Raw genomic sequence first — 25,495 nt, 5'->3', positions numbered from 1 at the left:
ACAGGAGGAAACCCCGTGAAATTCGAAGGTATCTATACCCCCGCCATCACCCCGCTGAGCGCCGACGGCAGCATCGACACCCAGGCCTTCGCCGAGGTCCTGGAGTTTCTCGTCGAGTCGAAGGTGCACGGCATCGTGATCGGCGGCTCCACCGGCGAGTACTACGCGCACACCGCCGAGGAACGCCTGGCCCTCGCCGCCCACGCCAGCGAAGTCATCGCCGGGCGCCTGCCGCTGGTGGTGGGAACCGGCGCGATCCGCACCGAGGACTCGCTGGCCTACGCCGAAGCCGCCCGCGCCATCGGCGCCGACGCCATCCTGGTCGGCTCGCCGCCCTACGCGCTGCCGACCTCGCGGGAGATCGCCGAGCACGTGCTGGCGGTGGACCGCGCCGCCGGCCTGCCGATCATGCTCTACAACTATCCGGCGCGGATGGGCGTGGAGATGGACGAGGCGTTCTTCGCCGCCGTCGCCGGCTGCCGCAACATCGTCGCGATCAAGGAAAGCTCCGGCTCCACCGCGCAATTGCACCGCCTGGCCTGCCGCCACCCGCGGATCGCCTTGTCCTGCGGCTGGGACGACCAGGCCCTGGAGTTCTTCGCCTGGGGCGCGCGCAGTTGGGTCTGCGCCGGCTCCAACTTCATCCCTGGCGAACACCTCGCCCTGTACCAGGCCTGCGTGGTCGAGAACGACTTCGCCAAGGGCCGGCGCATCATGGCGGCGATGATGCCGCTGATGGACTTTCTCGAAAGCGGTCACTTCGTCCAGTCGATCAAGCACGGCTGCGAGCTGGCCGGCCTGCGCGCCGGCGGCGTACGTGCGCCGCTGAAGGCGCTGGACGAGGCCGGCAAGGCGGCACTGGCGGAGATCGTCGCCAGGCTCAAGGGCGAGGTCGCGCGGATCGTCGAGGGTGGCCGCCATGACTGAGCTGCTGAGCCGGGAGGAATACGCGGCCATCGCCGCGACGCTGGACCTTCCCCAGCGCGCCTTCATCGACGGAGGGTTCCGCGATGCCTGCGGCGGCCGCACCTTCGCCTCGACCAACCCGGCCACCGGCGAGCTGCTGGCGCAGGTCGCCGCCTGCGACGCGGAGGACGTCGGGCACGCCGTGGCCAGCGCGCGGCGGGCGTTCGAGGACGGCCGCTGGCGCTCGCGCACGCCCGCCGAGCGCAAGGCGGCGCTGCTGCGCCTGGCAGAGCTGCTGGAAGAGCACCTGCTGGAACTGGCGGTGATGGAGAGCCTCGACAGCGGCAAGCCGATCCGCGAATGCCAGCACACCGACCTGCCGGAAACCATCAATACCCTGCGCTGGCATGCCGAACTGATCGACAAGATCTACGACAGCACCGCCCCGGTCGGTTCGGCGGCGCTGGCCATGGTGGTGCGCGAGCCGATCGGCGTGGTCGGCCTGGTGCTGCCGTGGAACTTCCCGCTGCTGATGCTCGCCTGGAAGATCGGCCCGGCGCTGGCGGCAGGCTGCTCCGTAGTGGTCAAGCCGGCCCCCGAGACCAGCCTGACCGCCCTGCGCGTCGCCGAACTGGCCAGCCAGGCGGGGATCCCCGCCGGGGTGTTCAACGTGGTCCCCGGCGGCGGCCGCGAGGCCGGCGAACCGCTGGGCCGCCACCCGGACGTGGCGATGGTCAGCTTCACCGGCTCCACCGCGACCGGCCGCCTGTTCCTCAAGTACGCCGCCGAGTCCAACCTCAAGCGGGTGGTACTGGAGTGCGGCGGCAAGAACCCGGCGGTGGTGATGAACGATGTCGAGGACCTCGACCTGGTGGCGCAACACGTGGTCAACGGCGCGTTCTGGAACATGGGTGAGAACTGCTCGGCGTCCTCGCGGCTGATCGTCCATGCCGAGGTCCACGAGGCGCTGCTCGAACGCATCGGCGCGCAGCTCCGCGAGTGGCGCATGGGCGACCCGCTGGATCCGCGTAATCGCCTCGGCGCGCTGGTCAGCCCGGCGCACTTCGAGAAGGTCCGCGCGTACCTCGACCAGGCCAGGACGGAGCGGTTGGCGGTGCGCTTCGGCGGCGCCACCGAGGCTGGCATCTTCGTCGAGCCGACCGTGGTCGATGGCGTCTCGCCGCACAGCCGGCTGTTCCGCGAGGAAATCTTCGGCCCGCTGCTCTCGGTCACCTCTTTCGACGACATCGACGAAGCCATCGCCCTGGCCAACGACACCGTCTACGGCCTCGCCGCCTCGGCCTACACCGGCAGCCTGCGCCACGCACTGCGCCTGTCGCGGGAGATCCGCGCGGGGATCGTCACCGTCAACTGCTTCGGCGAGGGCGACGCCTCGACGCCCTTCGGCGGCTACAAGGAGTCAGGCTTCGGCGGTCGCGACAAGTCGGTCTGGGCACACGACCAGTACACCGAGTTGAAGACCATCTGGATCGACGCTTCCTGAAGCTGTCCGGCCCGCAAGGGCCGGCACTCCCGCCTGGCGGCGAGACCGGACAACCGGGCCGGACAGGCGACCAAGTGCAGACAACACCCATTCTGCATAACGTTCCGTCGCTATGCTGCTGCCTCCACCCTTCCCTTTTCCGCCAGGAACGACACGGAGACTCATCCATGACGGACAACCATATCGATGTACTGATCAACGGCTGCGGCATCGGCGGGGCGATGCTCGCCTACCTGCTCGGCCGCCAGGGCCACCGCGTGGTGGTAGTGGAGCAGGCACGGCGCGAACGCGCGATCAACGGCGCCGACCTGCTCAAGCCGGCCGGCATCCGGGTGGTCGAGGCGGCCGGGTTGTTGGCCGAGGTGACCCGTCGCGGCGGGCGGGTCCGCCATGAGCTGGAGGTCTATCACGACGGCGAGCTGCTTCGCTATTTCAACTATTCCAGCGTCGACGCGCGCGGCTATTTCATCCTCATGCCCTGCGAGTCGCTGCGCCGCCTGGTACTGGAAAAGATCGACGGCGAAGCGACCGTCGAGATGCTGTTCGAGACCCGCATCGAAGCGGTGCAGCGCGACGAGCGCCACGCGATCGACCAGGTGCGCCTGAACGACGGCCGCGTGCTGCGTCCGCGGGTGGTGGTGGGCGCCGACGGTATCGCCTCCTACGTGCGCCGCCGGCTGCTCGATATCGAGGTGGAGCGCCACCCCTACCCGTCGCCGATGCTGGTCGGCACCTTCGCCCTGGCCCCCTGCGTGGCCGAGCGCAACCGGCTGTACGTGGACTCGCAGGGCGGGCTGGCCTATTTCTACCCGATCGGTTTCGACCGCGCGCGACTGGTGGTGAGCTTCCCCAGGGAAGAGTCGCGCGAACTGATGGCCGACACCTGCGGCGAGTCGCTGCGCCGGCGCCTGCAACGCTTCGTCGGCGACGAGAGCGCCGAGGCGATCGCCGCCGTCACCGGCACTTCGCGCTTCAAGGGCATCCCCATCGGCTACCTGAACCTGGACCGCTACTGGGCGGACAACGTGGCGATGCTCGGCGACGCCATCCACAACGTGCATCCGATCACCGGCCAGGGCATGAACCTGGCCATCGAGGACGCCAGCGCCCTGGCCGACGCCCTCGACCTGGCCTTGCGCGACGCCTGCGCGCTGGAGGATGCCCTGGCCGGCTACCAGGCCGAACGCTTCCCGGTGAACCAGGCGATCGTCTCCTATGGCCATGCGCTGGCCACCAGCCTGGAGGATCGCCAGCGCTTCGCCGGGGTCTTCGACACCGCCCTGCAGGGCAGCAGCCGTACGCCGGAAGCCCTGGGCGGCGAGCGTTCCTATCAGCCGGTGCGGTCGCCGTCCCTGGAGGCTCCGCGCGGCTGAGCCCTCAGGCGTCCTCGCGCAAGCGCAGCGGGTCCACCAGCCCGGCGGCGATGGCCATGCCCACCAGCTCCGGCAGGGTCTGGGCCTGCATGCGCTTCATCACCCGCGCGCGGTAGAGGTCGACGGTCTTCACGCTGACTTCCAGTTGCTCGGCCACCTCGCGGCTGGTATAGCCGCGCACCAGCGGCAAGAGCACGTCGCGCTCGCGCGGGGTGAGGCTGTCCAGGCGTTCGCGCAACCCGGCGTCGAGATCGCGGTGCCGGCGCCGACGGGCGTGGCGATCGAGGGCCTGCTGCACGCTGTCGAGCAGCAATTGTTCGTTGTAGGGTTTCTCGATGAAATCCACCGCCCCGGCCTTGAAGGCGCGCACCACGATGGGCACGTCGGCATGGCCGCTGACGAAGATCACCGGCAGGTCGATGCCGCGCGCCAGCAGTTCGTCCTGCACGTTCAGCCCGCCCATGCCGGGCATCCGCACGTCGAGCAGGACGCAGGCATGGCGGCCGCCCTCGCAGGCGTCGAGGAAGTCCCGGCCCTGGGTGAAGGGCCGTGCCTTGAGACCGACCGATTCCAGCAGCCAGACCGTCGATTCGAGCATGCCCTGGTCGTCGTCGACCACGTAGACCAGCGCTTCGTCAGGCATAGCCATCCTTAACCTCCCGTGGCGCCGGCGGCGAGCGGCAGCCGGCAGTTCATGAGCAACCCGCCATCCGCCGGCAGCTCGGCTTCGAGGGTGCCGCCGAAGCCCTCGACGATGCTGCGGCTCATCGACAGGCCCAGGCCCAGCCCTTCCGGCTTGCTGGTGTGGAACGGCGTGAAAATGTGTTCCAGCTGATCCGCCGGCACTCCCGGTCCCTGGTCGCGAACCCACAGGCAGAGCAGCCCGCCGGGCTCGACGCGGCTACCGATGACGACCCGCGACGGCGAGCCGGGATGCGCCTCGCGGTTGGCTTCGATGGCGTTGCGCAGCAGATTGAGGAACACCTGTTCGAGCAGCACGCGGTCGGCATACAGCGGCGGGGGATTGTCGGTCATCGCTTCTTCCACCGCCACTTGCCAGTGCCCGGCTTCCCACGCGCAGAGGCCGATGGCCTCGCGTGCCACCTGGTTGAGGTCGAGCGCCTGCAGGCGCCGCTGGCCCTTGCGCAGGAAGGCGCGCAGGCGCTTGATCACCTCCGCCGCGTGGCCGGCGTGCTCGCCGATCCGCGCCAGCCCCTCGGCCACCCGCCCGGCGGCCTCGGGCTGGCTGCCGAGGACGGCCAGGTAACGCTGGCTGGCGCTGGCGTAGTTCATCACCGCCGCCAGCGGCTGGTTGATCTCGTGGGCGATGCCCGAGGCCAGTTCGCCGAGAGTGACCAGCCGCGCAGTGTGCGCCAGTTCGTCCTGGTGACGGCGCTGCTGGGCCTCGCGCAGTTCGCGTTCGGTCATGTCGCGGGCCACCAGCGAGTAATAGCGCTCCTCGCCGCGGCCGCGATGGGCCAGCAACACCAGCGAGACTGGCAGCGACGGACGCCCGTCCTGCGGTTGCAGGCGCCCCTCGCGGCTCCACACGCCGCCATCGCGCGCCTGTCGCCAACCCTCTTCGGCCAGCCGCGCCGGGGTGTCGCCGGCCAGCAGGTGTTCCAGCGCCGGCGCCTCCTGCCCGTCGGCGATGCCGAGGGCGGCGCGTGCCGAAGGATTGAGGTAGGTGACGCGGCCGCCATGCTCGACGAACAGCACCAGGTCGGTGTTCGCCTCGACCACTTCGGCCAGGCGCCGGCGGTTCTCCTCCGCCTCGACCCGCCGGGTGACATCGCGGGACACGCTGACCACCTCCACCACCGCCCCGGTGTAGGTCTCGCGGATCGCCCGGCTGGCGGTCTCGAACCAGCGGTAGCGGCCGTCGCGGTGGCGGATACGGTAGGTGATGGTCAGGTAGCCGTCCTGCTCCAGCGCTTCGCGCGCGCGCAGCGCCACCTGGCCGCGATCCTGGGGATGGAACAGTGCCTGCGCCGGTCGCCCGCGCAGTTCCTCCGGCCAGTAGCCGAGCAGGGTCCAGGAGGCCGGCGAGGCGTCGAGGAAAACGCCGTCGAGGGTATGCCGGGAAATCAGGTCGGTGGTGTTCTCGGTGATCAGCCGGTACAGCCGGCTGGCCCGCGCCGCCTCGCGCTCGCCGCGCAGGCTGGCGGTGGCGTCGCGGCAGCGCGCCAGCACCCGGGCCTCGGCGCTGTCGGGAATGAACTGCCAGAGCAGGATGCGTCCGTCGCACTCCGCCTCCACCTCGCCGAGGGCCCGCGCCTGCCCCAGGCTGGCGCGCACCAGTTGCCCATGGTTGGCCGGGAGGTAAGCGCGCCAGGCCTCGCGCGGCCGCTCGCCAAGCAAGGCAAGGAAGGCCTGGTTGAATTCCACCGCCTGCGCCTCGCCGTCGAGCAGCAGCGCCGGCTGCGGGTCGGCGGCGAGGAACGGCGCGGCGCGGGTGACGCCACGGGCGGCGGCGAGCAACGGTGCGAGGAGCAGGCCGAGCCAGTCCAGCGCGGCGCTCTGCGGCGTATCGCTGGCCACCAGCAGCAGGCCTTCGTCGCCGGCCTGCAGGTCGAGGGCGAAGGCCATGCCATGCTCCACGCCGGCACGCCGCAAGCGCGCGCCGAGCCAGGACGCGGAACGCCGCAATTCGTCCAGCGCCAGCCGGCCGTCGCGCGCCAGGCGCTCGCGCAACGCCAGGTCGCTGGCCCGGTTCGGCTCGCCGGCGCCCGGCGGCAGCGCCGGCGACGGCGGCACCGGGGTATAGGTCTGCGCCTGCGGCTGCCAGGCCAGGTACCAGGCCTGGCGCGTGCCCGGATGTTCGAGCAGCAAGCGGCGCAGCGCACCGACCCGCTCGACCAGCGGCGCGCCCTCGCGCAGCAGGCGCAGGAGGCTGTTGAGGGCAGGCGAAGCGGGAAGCGGACTCATGGGCGGAAGATGATCCTGGGAACTTATATGGCATTTATACTATAAGCTTATGGTTTAACTTCCATATATTTTTCATCGTTGCTATAAATCGCCCCAACCCAAGGAGCGCTTCGCCTGGTCCTTGGAAGCTGTTCACGATCTGCCGAGCCAGAGAAACCAGCCGTTTTCGACGCAGTCTCTCCGCGCGCGGCAGATCGTGACCCTTACCCAGAACAGAGCTAACAATCAGCCACGGGGTACTCTTCATGTCGATCTTCGAACAGGGTCTCGCGCCCGCCGCCGTCAACCACATCGCCCTGACGCCGCTGAGCTTCATCGAGCGCACCGCCAGCGTCTATCCGCACTACCCCGCGGTGATCCACGGCAACATCCGCCGCGACTGGGCGCAGACCTACCAACGCTGCCGACGCCTGGCCTCGGCCCTGGCCGGGCGCGGCATCGGCCAGGGCGACACGGTGGCGGTGATGCTGCCGAACATCCCCGAGATGCTCGAGGCGCACTATGGCGTGCCGATGATCGGCGCGGTGCTGAACACCCTCAACGTACGCCTCGACGCCGAAGCCATCGCCTTCATGCTGCAACACGGCGAAGCCAAGGTGCTGATCACCGACTACGAATTCCACGAGGTGATCCATGCCGCCATCGGTATGCTCGACCACCCGCCGCTGGTGGTCGACGTCAACGACCCCGAGTATGGCGAAGGCCGCCCGGTTGGCGAACTGGACTACGAGGCGCTGCTCGCCGAGGGCGACCCGCAGTTCGCCTGGGAATGGCCCCGGGACGAGTGGCAGGCGATCTCGCTGAACTACACCTCGGGCACCACCGGCAACCCCAAGGGCGTGGTCTACCATCACCGCGGCGCCTACCTGAACGCGCTGGGCAACCAGATGACCTGGTCCATGGGCCAGCACCCGGTGTACCTCTGGACCCTGCCGATGTTCCACTGCAACGGCTGGTGCTATCCGTGGACGGTGACCGCGTTGGCCGGCGTCCACGTCTGCCTGCGGCGGGTCGATCCGCAAAAGGTCCTCACCCTGATCCGCGAGCACCAGGTCAGCCACCTGTGCGGCGCGCCCATCGTGCTCAACGCCCTGATCAACATGCCCGACTCGGCCAAGGCCGCCATCGACCACCCGGTGCATGCCATGGTCGCCGGCGCCGCGCCACCGGCCAAGGTGATCGGCGCGGTGGAAGAGATGGGCATCCGCGTCACCCATGTCTACGGCCTCACCGAGGTCTACGGCCCGGTCACGGTCTGCGCCTGGCACGGCGAGTGGGACGACCTGCCGCTAGAGCGACGCGCCGCGATCAAGTCGCGCCAGGGCGTGCGCTACCCGACCCTCGAAGGGGTGATGGTGGCCGACCCGAAGACCCTCGAGCCGGTGCCGCGCGACGGCCAGTCCATCGGCGAGATCTTCATGCGCGGCAATACCGTGATGAAGGGCTACCTGAAGAATCCCAGCGCCACCGAGGAAGCCTTCGCCGGCGGCTGGTTCCATACCGGCGACCTGGCGGTCTGCCATCCGGACGGCTACATCGAGATCCGCGACCGGCTCAAGGACATCATCATCTCCGGCGGCGAAAACATCTCCACCATCGAACTGGAGGGCGTGCTCTACCGCCACCCGGCGGTGCTGGAGGCGGCGGTGGTGGCGCGGCCCGACGAAAAGTGGGGGGAAACGCCCTGTGCGTTCATTACCCTGAAGAGCGATCATCAGGGGCTCGCCGAGAGCGAGATCGTCGCGTTCTGTCGCGAACACCTGGCCGCGTTCAAGATTCCGCGTACCGTGGTGTTCTCGGAACTGCCGAAGACCTCCACCGGCAAGATCCAGAAATACGTGCTGCGCGAGTGGGCCGCCGCCCTCTGAGCGCCGCCAGCCGAATTGCCCGTGCAGCGGCCGTGCCACGGCGGCCGTAGGCAGGATGCGCACGGGCAACCCTGTACCTGCGGCCGTCCCGCCGGCCGTTCACCGACGAGGTGTGCAATGCCTGAATACAACGCCCCGCTGCGCGACATGCGCTTCCTGCTCAACGACGTGTTCGACGCCCCCGCCCTGTGGCAGCGCCTGCCGCGACTGGCCGAGCGGATCGACGCCGACACCGCCGACGCCATCCTCGAGGAAGCGGCCAAGGTCACCGGCGGCCTGCTCGCGCCGCTCAACCGCAGTGGCGACGAAGAAGGCGCGCAGTGGCAGGACGGCGCCGTGCGCACCCCGGCCGGCTTCCGCGAGGCCTACGCGACCTACGCCGAGGGCGGCTGGGTCGGCCTCACCGGCAATCCGGCCCATGGCGGCATGGGCATGCCGAAGATGCTGGCAGTGCAGTTCGAGGAGATGATGTACGCGGCCAACGCCAGCTTCAGCCTCTACTCGACCCTTTCCGCCGGCGCCTGCCTGGCCCTCGATGCGCACGGCAGCGAGGAGCTGAAGAACAGGTACCTGCCGAACATGTACGCCGGCACCTGGGCCGGCTCCATGTGTCTGACCGAACCGCATGCCGGCACCGACCTGGGCATCATCCGCACCAAGGCCGAGCCGCAGGCCGACGGTTCATACAGGATCAGCGGGACGAAGATCTTCATCACCGGCGGCGAGCAGGACCTCACCGAGAACATCATTCACCTGGTGCTGGCCAAGCTGCCCGACGCGCCGGCCGGTTCGCGCGGCATCTCGCTGTTCCTGGTGCCGAAGTTCCTGGTCGGCGACGACGGCGCGCTCGGCGCACGCAACGCGGTGCACTGCGGCTCCATCGAGCACAAGATGGGGATCAAGGCCTCGGCCACCTGCGTGATGAACTTCGACGGCGCCAGCGGCTGGCTGGTCGGCGAAGTCAACAAGGGCCTGGCGGCGATGTTCACCATGATGAACTACGAGCGCCTGTCCATCGGCATCCAGGGCATCGGCTGCGCCGAGATGTCCTACCAGAGCGCCGTCGCCTACGCCCGCGAGCGCCTGCAAAGCCGCGCGCCGACCGGCCCGGTGGCCAGGGACAAGGCCGCCGACCCGATCATCGTGCACCCCGACGTGCGCCGCATGCTGCTCACCATGAAGGCGCTGACCGAGGGCGGCCGCGCCTTTTCCACCTATGTCGGGCAGCAGCTCGACCTGGCCAAGTACGCCGAGGACCAGGAAGAACGCAGCCAGGCCGAAGCCCTGGTGGCCCTGTTGACCCCGGTGGCCAAGGCCTTCTTCACCGATACCGGCCTGGAGAGCTGCGTGCTCGGCCAGCAGGTGTTCGGCGGCCACGGCTACATCCGCGAATGGGGCCAGGAGCAACTGGTGCGCGACGTACGCATCGCGCAGATCTACGAAGGCACCAACGGCATCCAGGCGCTCGACCTGATGGGCCGCAAGGTGGTCGCCAACGGCGGGCTGTTCCTCTCCATCTTCAGCCGCGAGGTGCGAACCTTCGCCGCCGGCGCCAACGCCGAACTGGCGGAGTTCGTCACCCCGCTGCTGACCGCCCTGGACCTGCTGGACAACCTCACCCAGGGCATCGTCGCCCGCGCCGGCAACGACCCGCGCGAGATCGGCGCAGCCTCGGTGGAATACCTGCATCTGTTCGGCTATACCGCCTACGCCTACCTCTGGGCGCGCATGGCCGCCGCCGCGCTGCGCCAGCGCGAGGCCGACCCGGCGTTCCACGACGGCAAGCTGGCCACCGCGCGCTTCTACTTCGCCCGCATCCTGCCCCGCGTGCACTCCCTCGCCGCCGCCGTCGAAGCCGGCAGCGAAAGCCTGTACGGCCTGGAGGCGGAACAGTTCTGAAGCTTCCGTCGAGCGTTGTCGCGCGGCCCGTGGGCCGCGTGTTTTTTTCGGGACAGCATGCAGCGCGCTGTCCGCCGACAGCCCGCGATAACGGCGGATAACCGCGAAGCGGTTATTCGCCCTACGACGCCCGGGAAGCCGGCCAGGCATTCTTGAAAAACGACGCAACCGCCGGTAATTCGCTAGACCAGGAACAAGGACATATCCATGCGAACCCTCACCACCCTCCTCGGCAACAGCCAGAAACTCGACGGCGGCGCCATGTTCGGCAATGCCCCGCGCGCGCTCTGGTCACGCTGGATGCAGCCCGATGCGGAGAACCGCATCGACCTCGGCTGCCGTGCCCTGCTGGTGCGCGACGGCGAGCGCAACGTACTGGTGGAGACCGGCATCGGCGCGTTCTTCCCGCCCGCCCTGCGCCAGCGCTACGGCGTCCAGGAAGAGCGCCACGTACTGCTCGACAGCCTCGCCGCGGTCGGCCTGGACGACGCCGACATCGACGTGGTGCTGCTCACCCACCTGCACTTCGACCACGCCGGCGGCCTGCTCGCCGCCTGGGAAGAAGGCCAGCCGGCGCGCCTGCTGTTCCCCAACGCGCATTTCGTCAGCGGCCGCCGCCACTGGCAGCGCGCGCGCCAGCCGCACCCGCGCGACCGCGCCTCGTTCGTGCCGGAACTGCTCGACCTGCTGCAGGCCAGCGGACGCCTGGAGCTGCTCGACGACGGCGAGCGCTCGGCGCATCTGGGCGAGGGCTGGCGTTTCCATTTCAGCGAAGGCCATACCCCGGGCCAGATGCTCCCGGAGATCGCCATGCCCGACGGCCCGGTGGTATTCAGCGGCGACCTGATCCCCGGCGCACCCTGGGTACACCTGCCGCTGACCATGGGCTACGACCGCTTCCCGGAAGGCCTGATCGAGGAAAAGGAACGCCTGCTGGACAGCCTCATCGCCCGCAACGGCCGACTGGTCTTCACCCATGATCCGTGCGTCGCCATGGGCCGGGTGCGACGCGACGAACAGGAGCGCTACAGCCTCTACGACACCCTCGAGCGGGTCGAGAACCTCGAGGCCTGAGCGAAAGGCGCGGCCCGCCCCGGCGGCGGGCCGCGGGAATCAGGAACGCGCCTTGCGCGCGCCCTTGCAGCGCTCGATGCCGAGCCGGCAGATCCGCTCGCAGAGTTCGGCGAAACCGATCCCGGCCGCCGCCGCGGCCTGCGGCAGCAGGCTGGTGGCGGTCATGCCCGGCAGGGTATTGACCTCCAGGCACCAGAGCCGGCCCTGTTCGTCGAGGCGGAAGTCGGTGCGGCTGTAGCCGCTCAGCTTCAGCGCCCGGTGTACCTTCAGCGCCAGACGCTGGGCCTCGGCGGCGATCGCCGGCGGCAGGTCGGCGGGAAACACCTCGCGCACCGCGCCGGCCTGGTACTTGTGTTCGTAGTCGAAGACTTCCTGGCCACCGAGGAGAATCTCGCCCACCGGCAGCGCCTGGTCGTCGAGCACCCCGACGGTAACCTCGCGGCCGGCGACGAAGCGCTCCAGCATCACCTCGTCGCCATAGCGCCCGGCCAGCTCGATGGCCGGCTGCAATTCGGCCTGGGAATGCACGATGGACAGCCCCACGGTGGAGCCCTGGCTGTTCGGCTTGACCACCAGGGGGAAGCCCAGTTGCTCGCGCACCGCCTCTTCCGAGGCCGGCGCCATCAGCCAACTGGCGGTCTCCACCCCGGCGGCGAGGAACAGGCGCTTGGCCACGTCCTTGTCCATCGCCATGGCGCTGGCCAGGTGGCCGCTGCCGGTATAGGCGAAACCGCCGGCATCCAGCAGCGCCTGCAGGGTGCCGTCCTCGCCGGTGCCGCCGTGCAGGGCGAGGAAGAACACGTCGACCCCAGCCAGTTCGCCGGCGCTCAGCAGGCTCTGCTTGCCGCTGCGGATGATCGCCAGCGAGTCGGAGTCCGGCGGGACCTCCTTGACCTTGCTCGCCAGCAGGCGGCGCTCTTCCTCCGCGCCGAGCAGGCCGCTGGCGGTATCCACCGCCAGCACCTGGTGGCCGGCGCTGCGCAACGCCTGGATCACCTGCGCGCCGCTGGCGATGGAGACGTCCCGTTCCTCACTGCTGCCGCCGAAGAGAACGGCGACCTTCAACTTGTCCTGTCCCATGTTCCACCTGTCGTTCCAGTGCTGGAGGCAGAAAAGCACAACACAGGGGTAACTGAACAGAGACAGTCATCGTCGCGCGCAGCGAACGGCCTCCCTCAGCCGCGCAGTTCCTCGACCAGCGTGCACAGCAGTTCGGCGGCCGGCAGCTCCCGCGCCAGCGCCGCGCCCTGGCCGGCCCACTGGGCGGCGAAATCATGGTTGCCGCGAGCCAGAGCGGCGGTCTGCAACGCTTTGGTCGCGTCGTAGACGAACGGATAGTCCGGCAAGGGCGGCACTCCAGGCGCGGCGGCATCGAAGAACATCCGGTTGGGCAGGCCGCGGGCGCTGCGCCCGGACATGGTCACGGTCAGCGCGGTGCGCGCCGCGCGCGGCCCCTTCAGCGCCTCGCGGTAGGCGGCGTTGGCCGAGGACTCCGGACAGAGGACGAAGGCGGTGCCCATCTGCACGGCGCTCGCGCCCAGCTCCAGGGCGGCGCGGATGCCCCGTCCGTCCATGATCCCGCCGGCAGCGACCACCGGTAGCGAACCGCGCGCCGCCAGCAGGCGGACCAGCGCCAGGGTGCCGATGGCGGCGTCGCCGCGCTCCGGCTCGAACACCCCGCGATGGCCACCGGCCTCGATGCCCTGGGCGACCACCGCATCGGCGCCGGCGGCCTCCACCAGAGCCGCTTCCTCCGGCGTGGTGGCACTGACCAGTACGCGGATGCCCGCCGCCTGCAACGCGCGAACCTGGTCGCGGGGCGGCGCGCCGAAATGGAAGCTGACCGCCGCCGGCCGCTCTTCCAGCAGCATCGGCAGCAGAGTCGGGTCTTCGAGGAAGCTCAGGTAGATGTTGTTCAGGCGCGCCGGCGGCTCGGCGCCGAACTCGGCGAACAGCGGCTTCAGGTAGTCCAGCCAGGCGCGCTCGCGGGCCGGGTCGGCCTGCCCCGGGCGGTGGCAGAACAGGTTGACGTTGAACGGCTTGTCGGTCAGCCCGCGCACCTCGCGGATCAGCGCCCGGCCTTTCTCGGCGGCGCTACCGGTGATGGCGATCGAACCGAGCCCGCCGGCGTTCGATACGGCGGCGGCCAGCGCCGGCGTGGAGACGCCGAGCATGGGTGCCTGGATGATCGGCTGCTGGATGCCGAGCAGGCGCGTGAAGCGGTCAGTCATGGCGATTCCCTCTCCCGGTCGGACGACACCGCGTCGGCCGACGCTTGACCAATATATCTTCATAAAAGAATATTTTTAACAATTCATTCTCATAAAGAGATAGATCGATGGACCTTTCCTCCCTCGAAATCTTCCGCGCGGTCGCCCACGAAGCCAGCGTCACCCGCGCCGCTCAGCAGTTGCAGCGAGCGCAGTCGAACGTCACCACGCGGATCCGCCAGCTCGAGGAGGACCTGGGCGTCGAACTGTTCCTGCGCGACGGCAAGCGCATGAGCCTGACCGAACGCGGCAGCGAATTCCTCGCCTACGCCGAGCAGTTGCTGGCTCTCGCCGACGAGGCGCGTCAGTCGATGCATCCCGCCGAGCCCGGCGGGCGCCTGCGCCTGGGCAGCATGGAAAGCACCGCGGCCAGCCGCCTGCCGGCGCTGCTGGCGAGCTATCACAAGGCCTGTCCGCGGGTCGCCCTGGAAGTCTCCACCGGCACCAGTCGCGCGTTGTTCGATGGGGTGCGGGCGCGGCGCCTGGACTGCGCGCTGGTGGCCGCCGGCCCGGGCTGGGCCGGCGAACTCGATGGCAGCGGCCTGCGCGGCGAGCCGCTGTTCCGCGAGGAACTGCTGATGATCCTGCCGGCCGAACACCCGCCGGTCCACGACGTCGCCGAGGTGCGCCTGCGCACCCTGGCCGGCTTCGCCCGTGGCTGCACCTACCGGCAACTGGCCGAAGACAGCCTGGGCACGCCGCTGACGGTGCAGGAAGTCGGCTCCTACCATGCGATCCTCGCCTGCGTCGCCGCCGGCGCCTGTGTTGGCGTGCTGCCGCGCTCGGTGCTGCAACTGCTCGGCACACCGCCGCTGCGCAGCCTGCCCCTTGCCGAAGTAGACACCTGGCTGGTCTGGCGCGAAGGCTACGCGACCGCCGCCTTCGAACGCTGGCGCGGCCTGCTGGGCCAGGCCGGCGACTGAGCGGCCAGGGGCGAACCCAACGGCCTGGCTCCGGTCCAACCCCGAGCCATCAGAACAATAGCGAGCCAAGGAGTTGCCCATGAGAAGACTGCCCACCCTCTGCCTGCTGGCCCTCGCGCCGCTCACCGGCGTGGCGCCCCAGGCCCAGGCCGCCAGCCTCTACAACCTGCTGGTGGGGACCTATACCGAAGGCTCCAGCGAAGGCATCCAGGTATACCGCTTCGACGGCGCCGACGGCTCGGTGAAAGGCCCGCTGCGCGTGGCCCATACCAGCAACCCCTCGTACCTGACCTTCGCCCCGGACCAACGCACTCTGTTCGTGGTCAACGAGAACGGACGGGGCGGCAAGGGCGATACCGTCGGTCGCGCCACGTCCTACCGTTTCGATCCGATCAGCGGCCGCCTGCAACAGATCAGCCAGGTCCAGACCCTCGGCGATCATCCGACCTACAGCAGCCTCAGCCACGACGGTCGCTACCTGTTCGTCGCCAACTACTCGGTACAGCCGGAAGGTTCGGTGGCGGTACTGCCGGTGCGCGCGGACGGCTCGCTGGCGCCGGTGGTGCAGGTGGAGTCGCACCAGGCCAGCAAGGTGCATCCGCGCCAGGTTTCCGGTCATGTGCACTCGGTGGTGTCCTCGCCCGACGGCCAGTACCTGTTCGCCCCCGACCTCGGCGCCGACAAGGTATTCGTCTACCGCTACGCCCCGGAACAGGCCGAACGTCCGCTGCAGGCGGCCGATCCGGCATTCGTCCCGACCCCGCCCGGCAGCGGCCCGCGCCATCTGATCTTCAGCGCCGACGGGCGTTTCGCCTACCTGACCCTGGAACTGAGCGGCCAGGTGATGGTGTTCGCCCATGAGGGCAATGGCCGCCTGCGTCAGTTGCAGACCCACGACCTGGCGCCTGCCGGCTTCCAGGGCAAAGTCGGCGCCGGCGCCCTGCACCTGTCCGCCGACGGCCGCTTCCTCGGCGTGCTCAATCGCGGAGACGACAACCAACTGGTGACCTTCGCCGTCGACCCGGCCAGCGGCCAGTTGCGTTTCGTCGAACGGCGCTCGGTGGAAGGCACCGAGCCGCGCGAATTCGCTTTCTCGCCCGGCGGGCGCTTCGTCCTCGTGGCCAACCAGAACAGCGACCAGTTGCGGGTGTTCGCCCGCGATCCGCAGAGCGGCCAGGTGGGCAAGACGCTGCAAAGCGTCGAGGTGGGGTCACCGAGCGATCTGCGCTTCGTGGCGGTGCCGTGACCTTGCGCTCGGCCATCCGCCGATACGCCGCTGGGCCGGCGGATCGGCGCTAAGCGGTCATCCGCACTACGGAGCCAGAGCCGAAGCCCGCCCTGGCTCCGAGGCCCACAGGCATGGAGCTTCCGCCCACATACGGCAAGTCCTGTAGGGCGAATAACGCCAGGGGCGTTATCCGCCGCTGTCCCGAAGAACCGGCGGATAACCGCAAGCGGTTATTCGCCCTACGGAACCAGGATCCGCCACGTAGAGGTTTGTCATGCTTGCCCTCCAGACGATGGGGTAGCTAACTCGCCCCGGCAGGAGGTCGAATCGTCGCGCAGCGGGTCGAGCGACAGTGATGCCGCGAAGGCGTCTCGCTCCAGGGGGAACCGTCGCGACGGGTTGCCCGCAAGCTACACCCAGCCCCTCCCCTAATAGTCCCCGCGACCAATCGTCAGCCCCTCATCCCACCGTCCCGCGGCACCAACGAATCCACCTGAAATCCACGCCCAGCAAGGCCTACAGCGCTAATCACAGACGCCCTTGACCTCAACTTAACTTGAGGTTTTATAGTCCCCGCTGCGGTCATACCGCCCCGTTTCCCCAGGACCACGAACCGCCCCCACGGCCGCTTCGCGGCGCCGGATGGCGACCAGCACAAGGAACGACCCATGCAGCGCTTCATCGATAACTCGCTCGAAAGCAACTGGCTCTGGCTGACCGCCCGGATCTGCCTGGCCCTGATGTTCGTCGCCTCGGGACTGGCGAAGCTGTTCGACTATCAGGCCAGCCTGGAGGAAATGCGCGCCGCCGGCCTGGAGCCGGCCTGGCTGTTCAACATCGCCACCGCCGTGACCCTGCTGGCCGGCTCCGCGCTGGTCCTGCTGGACCGCAAGCTATGGCTCGGCGCCGGGGCGCTGGCGGTGTTCCTGCTGCTGACCATCCTCATCGTCCACACCTTCTGGAGCAAGACCGGCGTCGAAGCCAAGCTGGCGATGTTCTTCGCCCTCGAGCACATCGCGGTGATCGGCGGCCTGATCGCCACGGCCATCGCCAGCGCGCAACGCCAGCGGCTGCGCCAGGACGTCTCCGTGGCCGCCACCTACCAGAAGGCCTGAGGCGATCATGCAGAAACCCGTCCTGATCGCCAGTGCCGCGCTCATCTGCGCGGCGGTTATCGGCATCGCCGTCTACGCCACCGGCTCGGCGAAGAAAGACGCCGGCGGTTTCGCCGGCTACCCGCCGGTGAAGGTCGCCCTCGCCTCGGTGGAGCGGCGGGTGGTGCCGCGCGTCTTCGATGGCGTCGGCGAGCTGGAGGCCGGTCGCCAGGTCCAGGTGGCCGCCGAAGCGGCAGGACGGATCACCCGCATCGCCTTCGAATCGGGCCAGCAGGTGCAGCAAGGGCAGTTGCTGGTGCAACTCAACGACGCGGTGGAACAGGCCGAGCTGATCCGTCTCAAGGCGCAGTTGCGTAATGCCGAGATCCTCCATGCCCGTGCGCGCAAGCTGGTAGAGCGCAACGTCGCCTCGCAGGAACAGCTGGACAACGCCGTCGCCGCCCGCGACATGGCGCTCGGCGCGGTGCGCCAGACCCAGGCGCTGATCGACCAGAAGGCGATCCGCGCGCCCTTCTCCGGCCAGCTCGGCATCCGCCGCGTGCACCTCGGCCAGTACCTCGGCGTCGCCGAGCCGGTGGCCAGCCTGGTGGATGCGCGGACCCTGAAAAGCAATTTCTCCCTGGACGAAAGCACCAGCCCCGAGCTGAAGCTCGGCCAGCCCCTCGAGGTCCTGGTCGACGCCTATCCGGGGCGCAGCTTCCCGGCGCGCATCAGCGCCATCGACCCGCTGATCGGCAAGTCGCGCACGGTGCAGGTCCAGGCCTTGCTGGACAACCCCGAAGGCCTCCTCGCCGCCGGCATGTTCGCCAGCATCCGGGTCTCGCGCAAAGCCGACGCGCCGTCGCTGAGCGTGCCGGAAACCGCGGTCACCTATACCGCCTACGGCGACACCGTGTTCGTCGCCCACCAGGAAGGCGACCGGCCGCTCAGCGCCAAGCGCGTCTCGGTGCGGATCGGCGAGCGCTGGGACGGTCGCGTGGAAATCCTCCAGGGCCTCGCCGAGGGCGACCGGGTAGTGACTTCCGGACAGATCAACCTGAGCGACGGGATGGCCGTGGAACCGGTCAAGGAAGACACCCTGAGCAGCGCCGCGCCCCCCGTGCCGGTCGCCGGCCGCTGAAGGAACCCCGCGATGACCTTTACCGACCTGTTCGTTCGCCGGCCGGTGCTGGCGCTGGTGGTCAGCACGCTGATCCTGCTGCTCGGCCTGTTCTCCCTGGGCAAGCTGCCGATCCGCCAGTACCCGCTGCTGGAAAGCTCGACCATCACCGTCACCACCGAGTACCCCGGCGCCTCCGCCGATCTCATGCAGGGCTTCGTCACCCAGCCGATCGCCCAGGCGGTGTCGTCGGTGGAGGGCATCGACTACCTTTCCTCGACCTCGGTGCAGGGGCGTAGCGTGGTGACCATCCGCATGCTGCTCAACCGTGATTCGACCCAGGCGATGACCGAGACCATGGCCAAGGTCAACTCGGTGCGCTACAAGCTGCCCGAGCGTGCCTACGACTCGGTGATCGAACGCTCTTCCGGCGAGACCACCGCGGTAGCCTACGTCGGCTTTTCCAGCAAAACCCTGCCGATCCCGGCGTTGACCGATTACCTGTCGCGGGTGGTCGAGCCGATGTTCTCTTCCATCGACGGCGTGGCCAAGGTCCAGACCTTTGGCGGCCAGCGCCTGGCCATGCGCCTCTGGCTCGACGCCGACCGCCTCGCCGGGCGCGGCCTGACCGCCTCCGACGTGGCCGAGGCGATCCGCCGCAACAACTACCAGGCGGCGCCGGGGATGGTGAAGGGGCAGTACGTGCTGTCCAACGTGCGGGTCAACACCGACCTGACCAACGTCGACGACTTCCGCGAGATGGTCATCCGCAACGATGGCAACGGCCTGGTGCGCCTGCGCGACGTCGGTACCGTCGAACTGGGCGCCGCGGCCACCGAGACCAGCGCACTGATGGACGGCGACCCGGCGGTGCACCTGGGGTTGTTCCCGACGCCCACCGGCAACCCGCTGGTGATCGTCGACGGCATCCGCAAGCTGCTGCCGGAGATCCAGAAGACCCTGCCGCCGGATGTCCGCGTCGACCTCGCCTACGAGACTTCGCGCTTCATCCAGGCCTCCATCGACGAGGTGGTGCGGACCCTGGTGGAAGCGCTGCTGATCGTGGTGCTGGTGATCTACCTCTGCCTCGGCTCGCTGCGCAGCGTGCTGATCCCGGTGGCGACCATTCCCCTGTCGATGCTCGGCGCCGCCGCGCTGATGCTGGCCTTCGGCTTCAGCGTCAACCTGCTGACCCTGCTGGCGATGGTGCTGGCCATCGGGCTGGTGGTGGACGACGCCATCGTGGTGGTGGAGAACGTCCACCGCCACATCGAGGAAGGCAAGTCGCCGGTGGCGGCGGCGCTGATCGGCGCCCGCGAAGTGGCCGGCCCGGTGATCGCCATGACCATCACCCTGGCCGCCGTGTACACCCCCATCGGCCTGATGGGCGGCCTCACCGGCGCGCTGTTCCGCGAGTTCGCCCTGACCCTGGCGGGCGCGGTGATCGTGTCCGGGGTGGTGGCGCTGACCCTGTCGCCGGTGATGAGTTCGCTGCTGCTCCAGGCACACCAGAACGAGGGGCGCATGGGCCGCGCCGCCGAGTGGTTCTTCGGCGGCCTGACGCGGCGCTACGGGCAGGTCCTGGAGTTCTCCCTGGGCCACCGCTGGCTGACCGGCGGCCTGGCATTGCTGGTGTGCATCAGCCTGCCGCTGCTGTATTCGATGCCCAAGCGCGAACTGGCGCCGACCGAGGACCAGGCCGCGGTGCTCACCGCGATCAAGGCGCCGCAGCACGCCAACCTCGACTACGTCGAACTGTTCGCGCGCAAGCTCGACCAGGTCTACACCAGCATCCCGGAAACCGTGAGCACCTGGATCATCAATGGCACCGACGGACCGGCGGCGAGCTTCGGCGGGATCAACCTGGCGGCCTGGGAAAAACGCGAGCGCGACGCCTCGGCGATCCAGTCCGAGCTGCAAGGCAAGGTCGGCGACGTCGAGGGCAGCAGCATCTTCGCCTTCCAGTTGGCCGCCCTGCCCGGCTCCACCGGCGGCCTGCCGGTGCAGATGGTGCTGCGCAGCCCGCAGGACTATCCGGTGCTCTACCGGACCATGGAAGAGATCAAGCAGAAGGCCCGACAGAGCGGGCTGTTCGTGGTGGTCGACAGCGACCTCGACTACAACAACCCGGTGGTCCAGGTCCGCATCGACCGCGCCAAGGCCAACAGCCTGGGCATCCGCATGCAGGACATCGGCGAGTCGCTGGCGGTGCTGGTGGGCGAGAACTACGTCAACCGCTTCGGCATGGAGGGCCGCTCCTACGACGTGATCCCACAGAGCCTGCGCGACCAGCGTTTCACTCCGCAAGCGCTGGCACGACAGTTCGTGCGCACCCAGGACGGCAACCTGGTGCCGCTGTCGACGGTGGTCCGGGTGGAGCTTCAGGTCGAACCGAACAAGCTGATCCAGTTCGACCAGCAGAACGCCGCGACCCTCCAGGCGATCCCTGCGCCCGGCGTCTCCATGGGCCAGGCGGTGGCCTTCCTCGACGACGTGGCGCGCGGCCTGCCGGCCGGCTTCAGCCACGACTGGCAATCCGACTCGCGGCAATACACCCAGGAAGGCAACACCCTGGTGTTCGCCTTCCTCGCCGCCCTGGTGGTGATCTACCTGGTGCTCGCCGCGCAGTACGAGAGCCTGGCCGACCCGCTGATCATCCTGATCACCGTGCCGCTGTCGATCTGCGGCGCGCTGCTGCCGCTGGCGCTGGGCTACGCGACGATGAACATCTATACGCAGATCGGCCTGGTCACCCTGATCGGCCTGATCAGCAAGCACGGCATCCTCATGGTCGAGTTCGCCAACGAACTGCAACTCCACGAGCGCCTCGACCGCCGCGCGGCGATCCTGCGCGCCGCGCAGATCCGCCTGCGGCCGGTGCTGATGACCACCGCGGCAATGGTCTTCGGCCTGGTGCCGCTGCTCTTCGCCAGCGGCGCCGGCGCCGCCAGCCGCTTCGGCCTGGGCGTGGTGATCGTCTCCGGGATGCTGGTCGGCACCCTCTTCACCCTGTTCGTGCTGCCCACCGTCTATACCCTGCTGGCGCGCAACCACGCGGAAGTCGACAAGAGCCCGCGCAGCCGGCAACTGGCCGAGGCCGATCTGCTGGTGAACAAGGCATGAAGCGCTCCTACCCGAACCTTTCGCGCCTGGCGCTGGCCCTGGCGGTCGGCACCGGCCTGGCCGCCTGCAGCGTCGGCCCCGACTACCAGCGTCCGCAGTCGCCGCCGCCACGCGTCGCCAGCGAGCACCTCGGCGAGTTCTCCGGCGAGCGGCGGGAAGCGCCCTGGTGGAGCTTCTTCGACGATCCGCAACTGGTGCGCCTGGTCGACCAGGCGCTGGCGCGCAACCACGACATCCGCGAGGCCCGCGCCAACCTGCGCAGCGCCCGCGCGCTGTTCGACGATCGCTGGCTCGACCAGTTGCCGCAGGTCACCAGCCAGGCCGGCTACAACCGCAGCATCGAACAACAGCTGGACTACGACGGCGAGCCGCGCCGGCGCCTGGCGGAGAGCTACCGCGCCGGCTTCGACGCGCAGTGGGAAATCGACCTGTTCGGTCGCCTCGGCCGACTTTCCGACGCCGCCCTGGCCCGCGCCGAAGCGGCCGACGCCGACCTCCGGCTGGTACGCCTGAGCATCGCCGCCGACACCGCCCGCGCCTACTTCGAGATCCAGGGCTACCAGCGCCGGCTGGACGTGGCGCGCGCCCAGGTGCGCAGTTGGCGCGACACCCTGGAGCTGACCCGCAGCAGCCTGCAACTGGGCAGCGGCCTGCCGGAGGACGTGGAGAACGCCCAGGCCAACCTGCTGCGCAGCGAAGCGGCGATTCCGCCACTGACGACCGCGCTGGAGAGCGCCCGCTACCGCCTCGACGTGCTGCGCGGCGAGGCGCCGGGCAGCGGCGCGCCGATCCTCGACGGCAGCGGCGCCGCGCCATTGGCGAAGAACCTGCCGCTGGGCGACGTCGACCGCCTGATCCTCCAGCGCCCCGACGTAGTCAGCGCCGAGCGGCAACTGGCAGCGAGCACCGAAGACGTCGGCGCGGCCACCGCCGAACTCTATCCGCGCCTCGACCTGGGCGGCTTCATCGGTTTCTTCGCCCTGCGCAGCGGCGACCTCGGCAGTGCCTCGCGCGCCTTCGAACTGGCGCCCAGCGTCAGTTGGCCGGCGTTCCGCCTGGGCAACGTACGGGCGCGCCTGCGCGCCGTCGAGGCGCAGTCCGACGCCGCGCTGGCGCGCTACCAGCGCTCCCTGCTGCTGGCCCAGGAGGACGTCGGCAACGCGCTCAACCAACTGGCCGAACACCAGCGTCGGCTGGTCGCCCTGTTCCAGTCCGCGACCCATGGCGCGAACGCCCTGGAGATCGCCAACGAACGCTACCGCGCCGGCGCCGGCAGCTACCTGGCGGTGCTGGAGAACCAGCGCGCGCTGTACCAGATCCGCGAGGAACTGGCGCAGGCGGAGACCGCCTCGTTCGTCAACGTCATCGCCCTCTACAAGGCGCTCGGCTGGGGCAGCGGCGACCTGGCGCCGGGCGCCGGCCAACTGGCCGCCGGCGAAACCGCCGGGGCCAACCGTTGAGAGTTCCGATTCAGGCCCTGGCAGCGACGATCATGCGGGTTTCCATCGGCAGGTCGACGATCCGCTCCACCGCAAAGCCGCCGCGCCCGAGCAGGTCGACCACCTCCTCGGTGGTGCGGTGGCGGCCAGCGCAGGCCATGAACAGGTGCACGTCCCAGAGCACCGACATCGGCGACGGCTCGCTGGCCGAGATGGTCCGCTCGATCACCACCACCCGGCCGTCGCCGGCCATCGCCTCGCGGCAATTGCCGAGCAACCTCAGGCTGGCGGCTTCGTCCAGATCGCCGATGATCCGCGACAGCAGGTAGATATCGCCGTTGGACGGCACCTCTTGCAGCATGTCGCCGCCCACCAGGCTGACGCGCTCCCCTGCCAACAGGCTGGAGAGGTTGTCGCGGGCCACGCCGAGGGAACCCTCGCGGTCGAGCATCACGCCCCGGGCGCTGGGCTCGGCCTGCAGGATGGCCTTGGTCAATTCGCCGGAACCGCCACCGACGTCGACGAAGCTACGCCCGCGGAAATCCAGGAGCCTGGGGATCTCGTGGAAGGCCAGGTTGCTCGCCTTCATCGCCAACAGGAAGCGCCGGCCGGCATCCGGGCAGCGCTTGAGGTAGCTGTAGAAGTCTTCGCCGAACGCCAGCTCGAAGCCTGGGGTACCGCTGAGCAGTGCCTCGCAGGCGGGCGTCCAGGCGGCGTGGAACTCCTCGCCGTAGAACAGCACCATGTCGCGGAAGGAGCCCTCGACATCCCTCAGCAGGTGGCTGGTGGGGGTATTGGCGTAGCCGTCGCGGGTATCGCCCTGAAAGATCTCGAAGGCCACCAGCAGGCGCATCAGTCGATGGATGCGCTCGGCATCGGAACCGACCGCGGCGGCCAGCGTCTCGTCGCTGTCGATCCCGCTCTCGATCAGATCGGCCAGCCCGAGGCGCGTAGCGACGTAGACGCAACGGGACTTCCATTCCCCGGTAACAACTTGTATCAAATTACGCGCAGCAGCAAGATTCGAATTATTCATCTTTTATTCTCTCTCGTTACACATTTCCGTAACCCGAGAAGTACCCAAGCGCTCTATTTCGCACTTCTTGCCCGCTCGGCGAGAAATACCGCAGAACACCCCGGTTCATTCGGAACTTTGAGAAAAAATGCGCTCATCCCCCGGATCAGCGCTGCCTGGATCTCGTTGCGGAAACAACCCTGGAACTTTCCAACTGCCTGTTCCAGAGCCTTTTCCTGCGTACCGAAAGAATAAAATTACAACTTGGCTACAACCTCCGGCATTGCAGGAAGCATCAGCTTAGCAATCCCGCATACCCTGTCTGGCACCTACCAGATCTTGTAGTTGAGCCGGTACGAGCGTTCTGTGTTTTATGCAATCCACATCAGCGACCAGGGATGCTGGCTATTTGAAACACTTCACGGAATGACGCTGAAAGTCTTCGCGACCTCGTCTGTCGCACCTTAACGAAAGCATTGCGAATCCATTACCGACAGGTTTCCAAAAGAAACCCTGGATGAAACTCCTATTGCCTTTCGAAAACTGGAAACGACAGGCGAACATATGTAACGCGAAATTTCACCCTACGTATAAACAATGCGCCCAGCGAATATCGCTCCCTTACCGAGCGACGAACTCCTGCGCGCCAGCGAATAACCGATGCCGCGAGGGAAAAGTTTCTCCGGCATACCTGGAGAGCCCTCTCGGAGGCGGCGCATGAACGGTCAGCGGTACAGGGAAACACCCCTCGACATCGAGCGTCTGCGGCGCCTGAATCGCGCCACGGTGGAGCGCTACATGGCCATGAAGGGGGCCGAACGGTTACAGCGGCACAGCCTGTTCGTCGAGGACGGCTGCGCCGGTAACTGGACCACGGAAAGCGGTGAACCCCTGGTCTTCCGGGGCCATGAGAGCCTCAGGCGGCTCGCCGAGTGGCTCGAGCGCTGCTTCCCCGACTGGGAGTGGCACAACGTGCGGATCTTCGAGACCGAGGATCCGAACCACTTCTGGGTCGAGTGCGACGGGCGCGGCAAGGCGCTGGTCCCGGGGTATCCGCAGGGCTATTGCGAGAACCACTACATCCATTCCTTCGAACTCGAGAACGGCCGGATAAAACGCAATCGCGAGTTCATGAACCCGATGCAGAAATTGCGTGCATTGGGAATAGCCGTTCCGCAAATAAAACGTGACGGTATTCCCACTTGAATGACATCTACCGCCAAGGAGCATTGACGATGCCTGACACGACAAATCCAATCGGTTTCACCGATGCCAACGAACTTCGCGAAAAGAATCGCGCCACCGTCGAGAAGTACATGAATACCAAAGGCCAGGATCGCCTGCGCCGCCATGAACTTTTCGTCGAGGACGGCTGTGGCGGTTTATGGACCACCGATACCGGCTCGCCCATCGTCATTCGTGGCAAAGACAAACTTGCGGAACATGCCGTCTGGTCATTGAAGTGCTTTCCCGATTGGGAGTGGTACAACATAAATATATTCGGAACCGACGACCCCAATCATTTCTGGGTCGAATGCGACGGTCACGGCAAGATTCTTTTCCCCGGATATCCCGAAGGTTATTACGAAAACCACTTCCTGCATTCCTTCGAACTTGAAGACGGCAAGATCAAGCGCAACCGCGAATTCATGAACGTCTTCCAACAATTGCGCGCCTTGAGCATTCCGGTCCCGGAAATAAAACGCGAAGGCATTCCCACTTGATCGAAAC

Annotated in this window: 19 protein-coding genes; 14 read left to right on the top strand and 5 right to left on the bottom strand. The window is 68.1% G+C overall.

What is annotated here, in order from left to right; genetic code table 11:
- Positions 1-15 precede the first annotated feature (15 nt).
- The 3 genes from VQ065_RS04095 (at position 16) to pqsL (ending at position 3,783) form a co-directional block, all read left to right on the top strand.
- Positions 16-927, top strand: a complete 912-nt coding sequence (locus tag VQ065_RS04095; RefSeq protein ID WP_003093588.1) for a dihydrodipicolinate synthase family protein — start codon at positions 16-18, stop codon at positions 925-927.
- Entirely contained in the window at positions 920-2,410 is a 1,491-nt protein-coding gene (locus VQ065_RS04090) for an aldehyde dehydrogenase (protein ID WP_014604043.1), read from the top strand. The genes VQ065_RS04095 and VQ065_RS04090 overlap by 8 nt, the downstream gene beginning before the upstream one ends.
- 167 nt (positions 2,411-2,577) lie before the next feature.
- Positions 2,578-3,783 (top strand): FAD-dependent monooxygenase PqsL, encoded by a 1,206-nt coding sequence (gene pqsL / locus VQ065_RS04085; protein WP_003093592.1) that lies wholly within the window; start codon positions 2,578-2,580, stop codon positions 3,781-3,783.
- Positions 3,784-3,787: 4 nt separating this feature from the next.
- On the opposite strand, the gene bfiR is transcribed toward pqsL, so the two are convergent.
- Positions 3,788-4,432, bottom strand: coding sequence for a two-component system response regulator BfiR (bfiR, locus tag VQ065_RS04080; protein ID WP_003129339.1), 645 nt, complete (start codon positions 4,430-4,432; stop codon positions 3,788-3,790).
- Positions 4,433-4,434: 2 nt separating this feature from the next.
- A complete protein-coding gene (bfiS, locus tag VQ065_RS04075) occupies positions 4,435-6,711 on the bottom strand; it encodes a two-component system sensor histidine kinase BfiS (RefSeq protein ID WP_014604044.1) in 2,277 nt (758 codons plus the stop codon).
- Positions 6,712-6,956: 245 nt separating this feature from the next.
- On the opposite strand from bfiS, the gene VQ065_RS04070 reads away from it, so the two are divergent.
- The 3 genes from VQ065_RS04070 (at position 6,957) to VQ065_RS04060 (ending at position 11,552) form a co-directional block, all read left to right on the top strand.
- Positions 6,957-8,579, top strand: a complete 1,623-nt coding sequence (locus VQ065_RS04070; RefSeq protein ID WP_003093598.1) for an acyl-CoA synthetase — start codon at positions 6,957-6,959, stop codon at positions 8,577-8,579.
- A gap of 117 nt (positions 8,580-8,696) precedes the next feature.
- Positions 8,697-10,478 carry an acyl-CoA dehydrogenase C-terminal domain-containing protein gene (locus VQ065_RS04065; protein ID WP_003093599.1) on the top strand — a complete coding sequence of 594 codons (1,782 nt, stop codon included), beginning with the start codon at positions 8,697-8,699 and terminating at the stop codon, positions 10,476-10,478.
- Between the two features lie 207 nt (positions 10,479-10,685).
- The gene (locus tag VQ065_RS04060) at positions 10,686-11,552 is read left to right on the top strand and encodes an MBL fold metallo-hydrolase (protein ID WP_003093600.1); all 867 of its coding nucleotides are present in this window, start codon (positions 10,686-10,688) and stop codon (positions 11,550-11,552) included.
- Positions 11,553-11,591: 39 nt separating this feature from the next.
- Here the strand turns inward: VQ065_RS04060 and VQ065_RS04055 are convergent, their stop codons facing one another.
- Together VQ065_RS04055 and nmoA are read right to left on the bottom strand one after the other, a co-directional pair.
- Positions 11,592-12,632, bottom strand: a complete 1,041-nt coding sequence (locus tag VQ065_RS04055) for a D-alanine--D-alanine ligase (protein ID WP_003093601.1) — start codon at positions 12,630-12,632, stop codon at positions 11,592-11,594.
- 95 nt (positions 12,633-12,727) lie between these two features.
- The gene (nmoA, locus tag VQ065_RS04050; protein ID WP_003093602.1) at positions 12,728-13,783 is read right to left on the bottom strand and encodes a nitronate monooxygenase; all 1,056 of its coding nucleotides are present in this window, start codon (positions 13,781-13,783) and stop codon (positions 12,728-12,730) included.
- A 107-nt stretch (positions 13,784-13,890) separates the two neighbouring features.
- On the opposite strand from nmoA, the gene nmoR reads away from it, so the two are divergent.
- The 6 genes from nmoR to opmD all read left to right on the top strand — a co-directional run bounded on the left by nmoR (position 13,891) and on the right by opmD (position 22,770).
- Positions 13,891-14,745, top strand: coding sequence for a LysR family transcriptional regulator NmoR (nmoR, locus tag VQ065_RS04045; RefSeq protein WP_003093603.1), 855 nt, complete (start codon positions 13,891-13,893; stop codon positions 14,743-14,745).
- Positions 14,746-14,824: 79 nt separating this feature from the next.
- On the top strand, positions 14,825-15,991 hold the full coding sequence (gene ppgL, locus VQ065_RS04040; protein WP_003093604.1) for a gluconolactonase PpgL: 1,167 nt from the start codon (positions 14,825-14,827) through the stop codon (positions 15,989-15,991).
- 650 nt (positions 15,992-16,641) lie between these two features.
- Positions 16,642-17,088: a multidrug efflux RND transporter inhibitory subunit MexG gene (mexG, locus tag VQ065_RS04035; RefSeq protein ID WP_003093607.1), complete on the top strand. Its 447-nt coding sequence runs from the start codon at positions 16,642-16,644 to the stop codon at positions 17,086-17,088.
- A gap of 7 nt (positions 17,089-17,095) precedes the next feature.
- Positions 17,096-18,208, top strand: coding sequence for a multidrug efflux RND transporter periplasmic adaptor MexH (mexH, locus tag VQ065_RS04030; protein ID WP_003093609.1), 1,113 nt, complete (start codon positions 17,096-17,098; stop codon positions 18,206-18,208).
- A 12-nt stretch (positions 18,209-18,220) separates the two neighbouring features.
- Positions 18,221-21,310, top strand: a complete 3,090-nt coding sequence (gene mexI / locus VQ065_RS04025; protein WP_003093610.1) for a multidrug efflux RND transporter permease MexI — start codon at positions 18,221-18,223, stop codon at positions 21,308-21,310.
- A complete protein-coding gene (gene opmD / locus VQ065_RS04020) occupies positions 21,307-22,770 on the top strand; it encodes a multidrug efflux transporter outer membrane subunit OpmD (protein WP_003093612.1) in 1,464 nt (487 codons plus the stop codon). Before mexI ends, opmD begins: the two co-directional genes overlap by 4 nt.
- A gap of 10 nt (positions 22,771-22,780) precedes the next feature.
- Here opmD and phzM read toward each other — a convergent pair whose 3' ends face one another.
- A complete protein-coding gene (gene phzM, locus VQ065_RS04015; protein ID WP_003093617.1) occupies positions 22,781-23,785 on the bottom strand; it encodes a phenazine-1-carboxylate N-methyltransferase PhzM in 1,005 nt (334 codons plus the stop codon).
- A gap of 696 nt (positions 23,786-24,481) precedes the next feature.
- Between phzM and phzA the strand changes: the two genes are divergently transcribed.
- Entirely contained in the window at positions 24,482-24,970 is a 489-nt protein-coding gene (phzA, locus tag VQ065_RS04010; RefSeq protein WP_014604080.1) for a phenazine biosynthesis protein PhzA, read from the top strand.
- Between the two features lie 29 nt (positions 24,971-24,999).
- Entirely contained in the window at positions 25,000-25,488 is a 489-nt protein-coding gene (gene phzB, locus VQ065_RS04005; protein ID WP_003123955.1) for a phenazine biosynthesis protein PhzB, read from the top strand.
- The last annotated feature ends 7 nt before the right edge of the window (positions 25,489-25,495 follow it).

Source organism: Pseudomonas sp. KBN10P06128, from assembly GCF_037574945.1.
In the GTDB taxonomy this organism is placed as follows: domain Bacteria; phylum Pseudomonadota; class Gammaproteobacteria; order Pseudomonadales; family Pseudomonadaceae; genus Pseudomonas; species Pseudomonas aeruginosa.
This window is presented reverse-complemented; position numbering and strand designations above follow the sequence as displayed.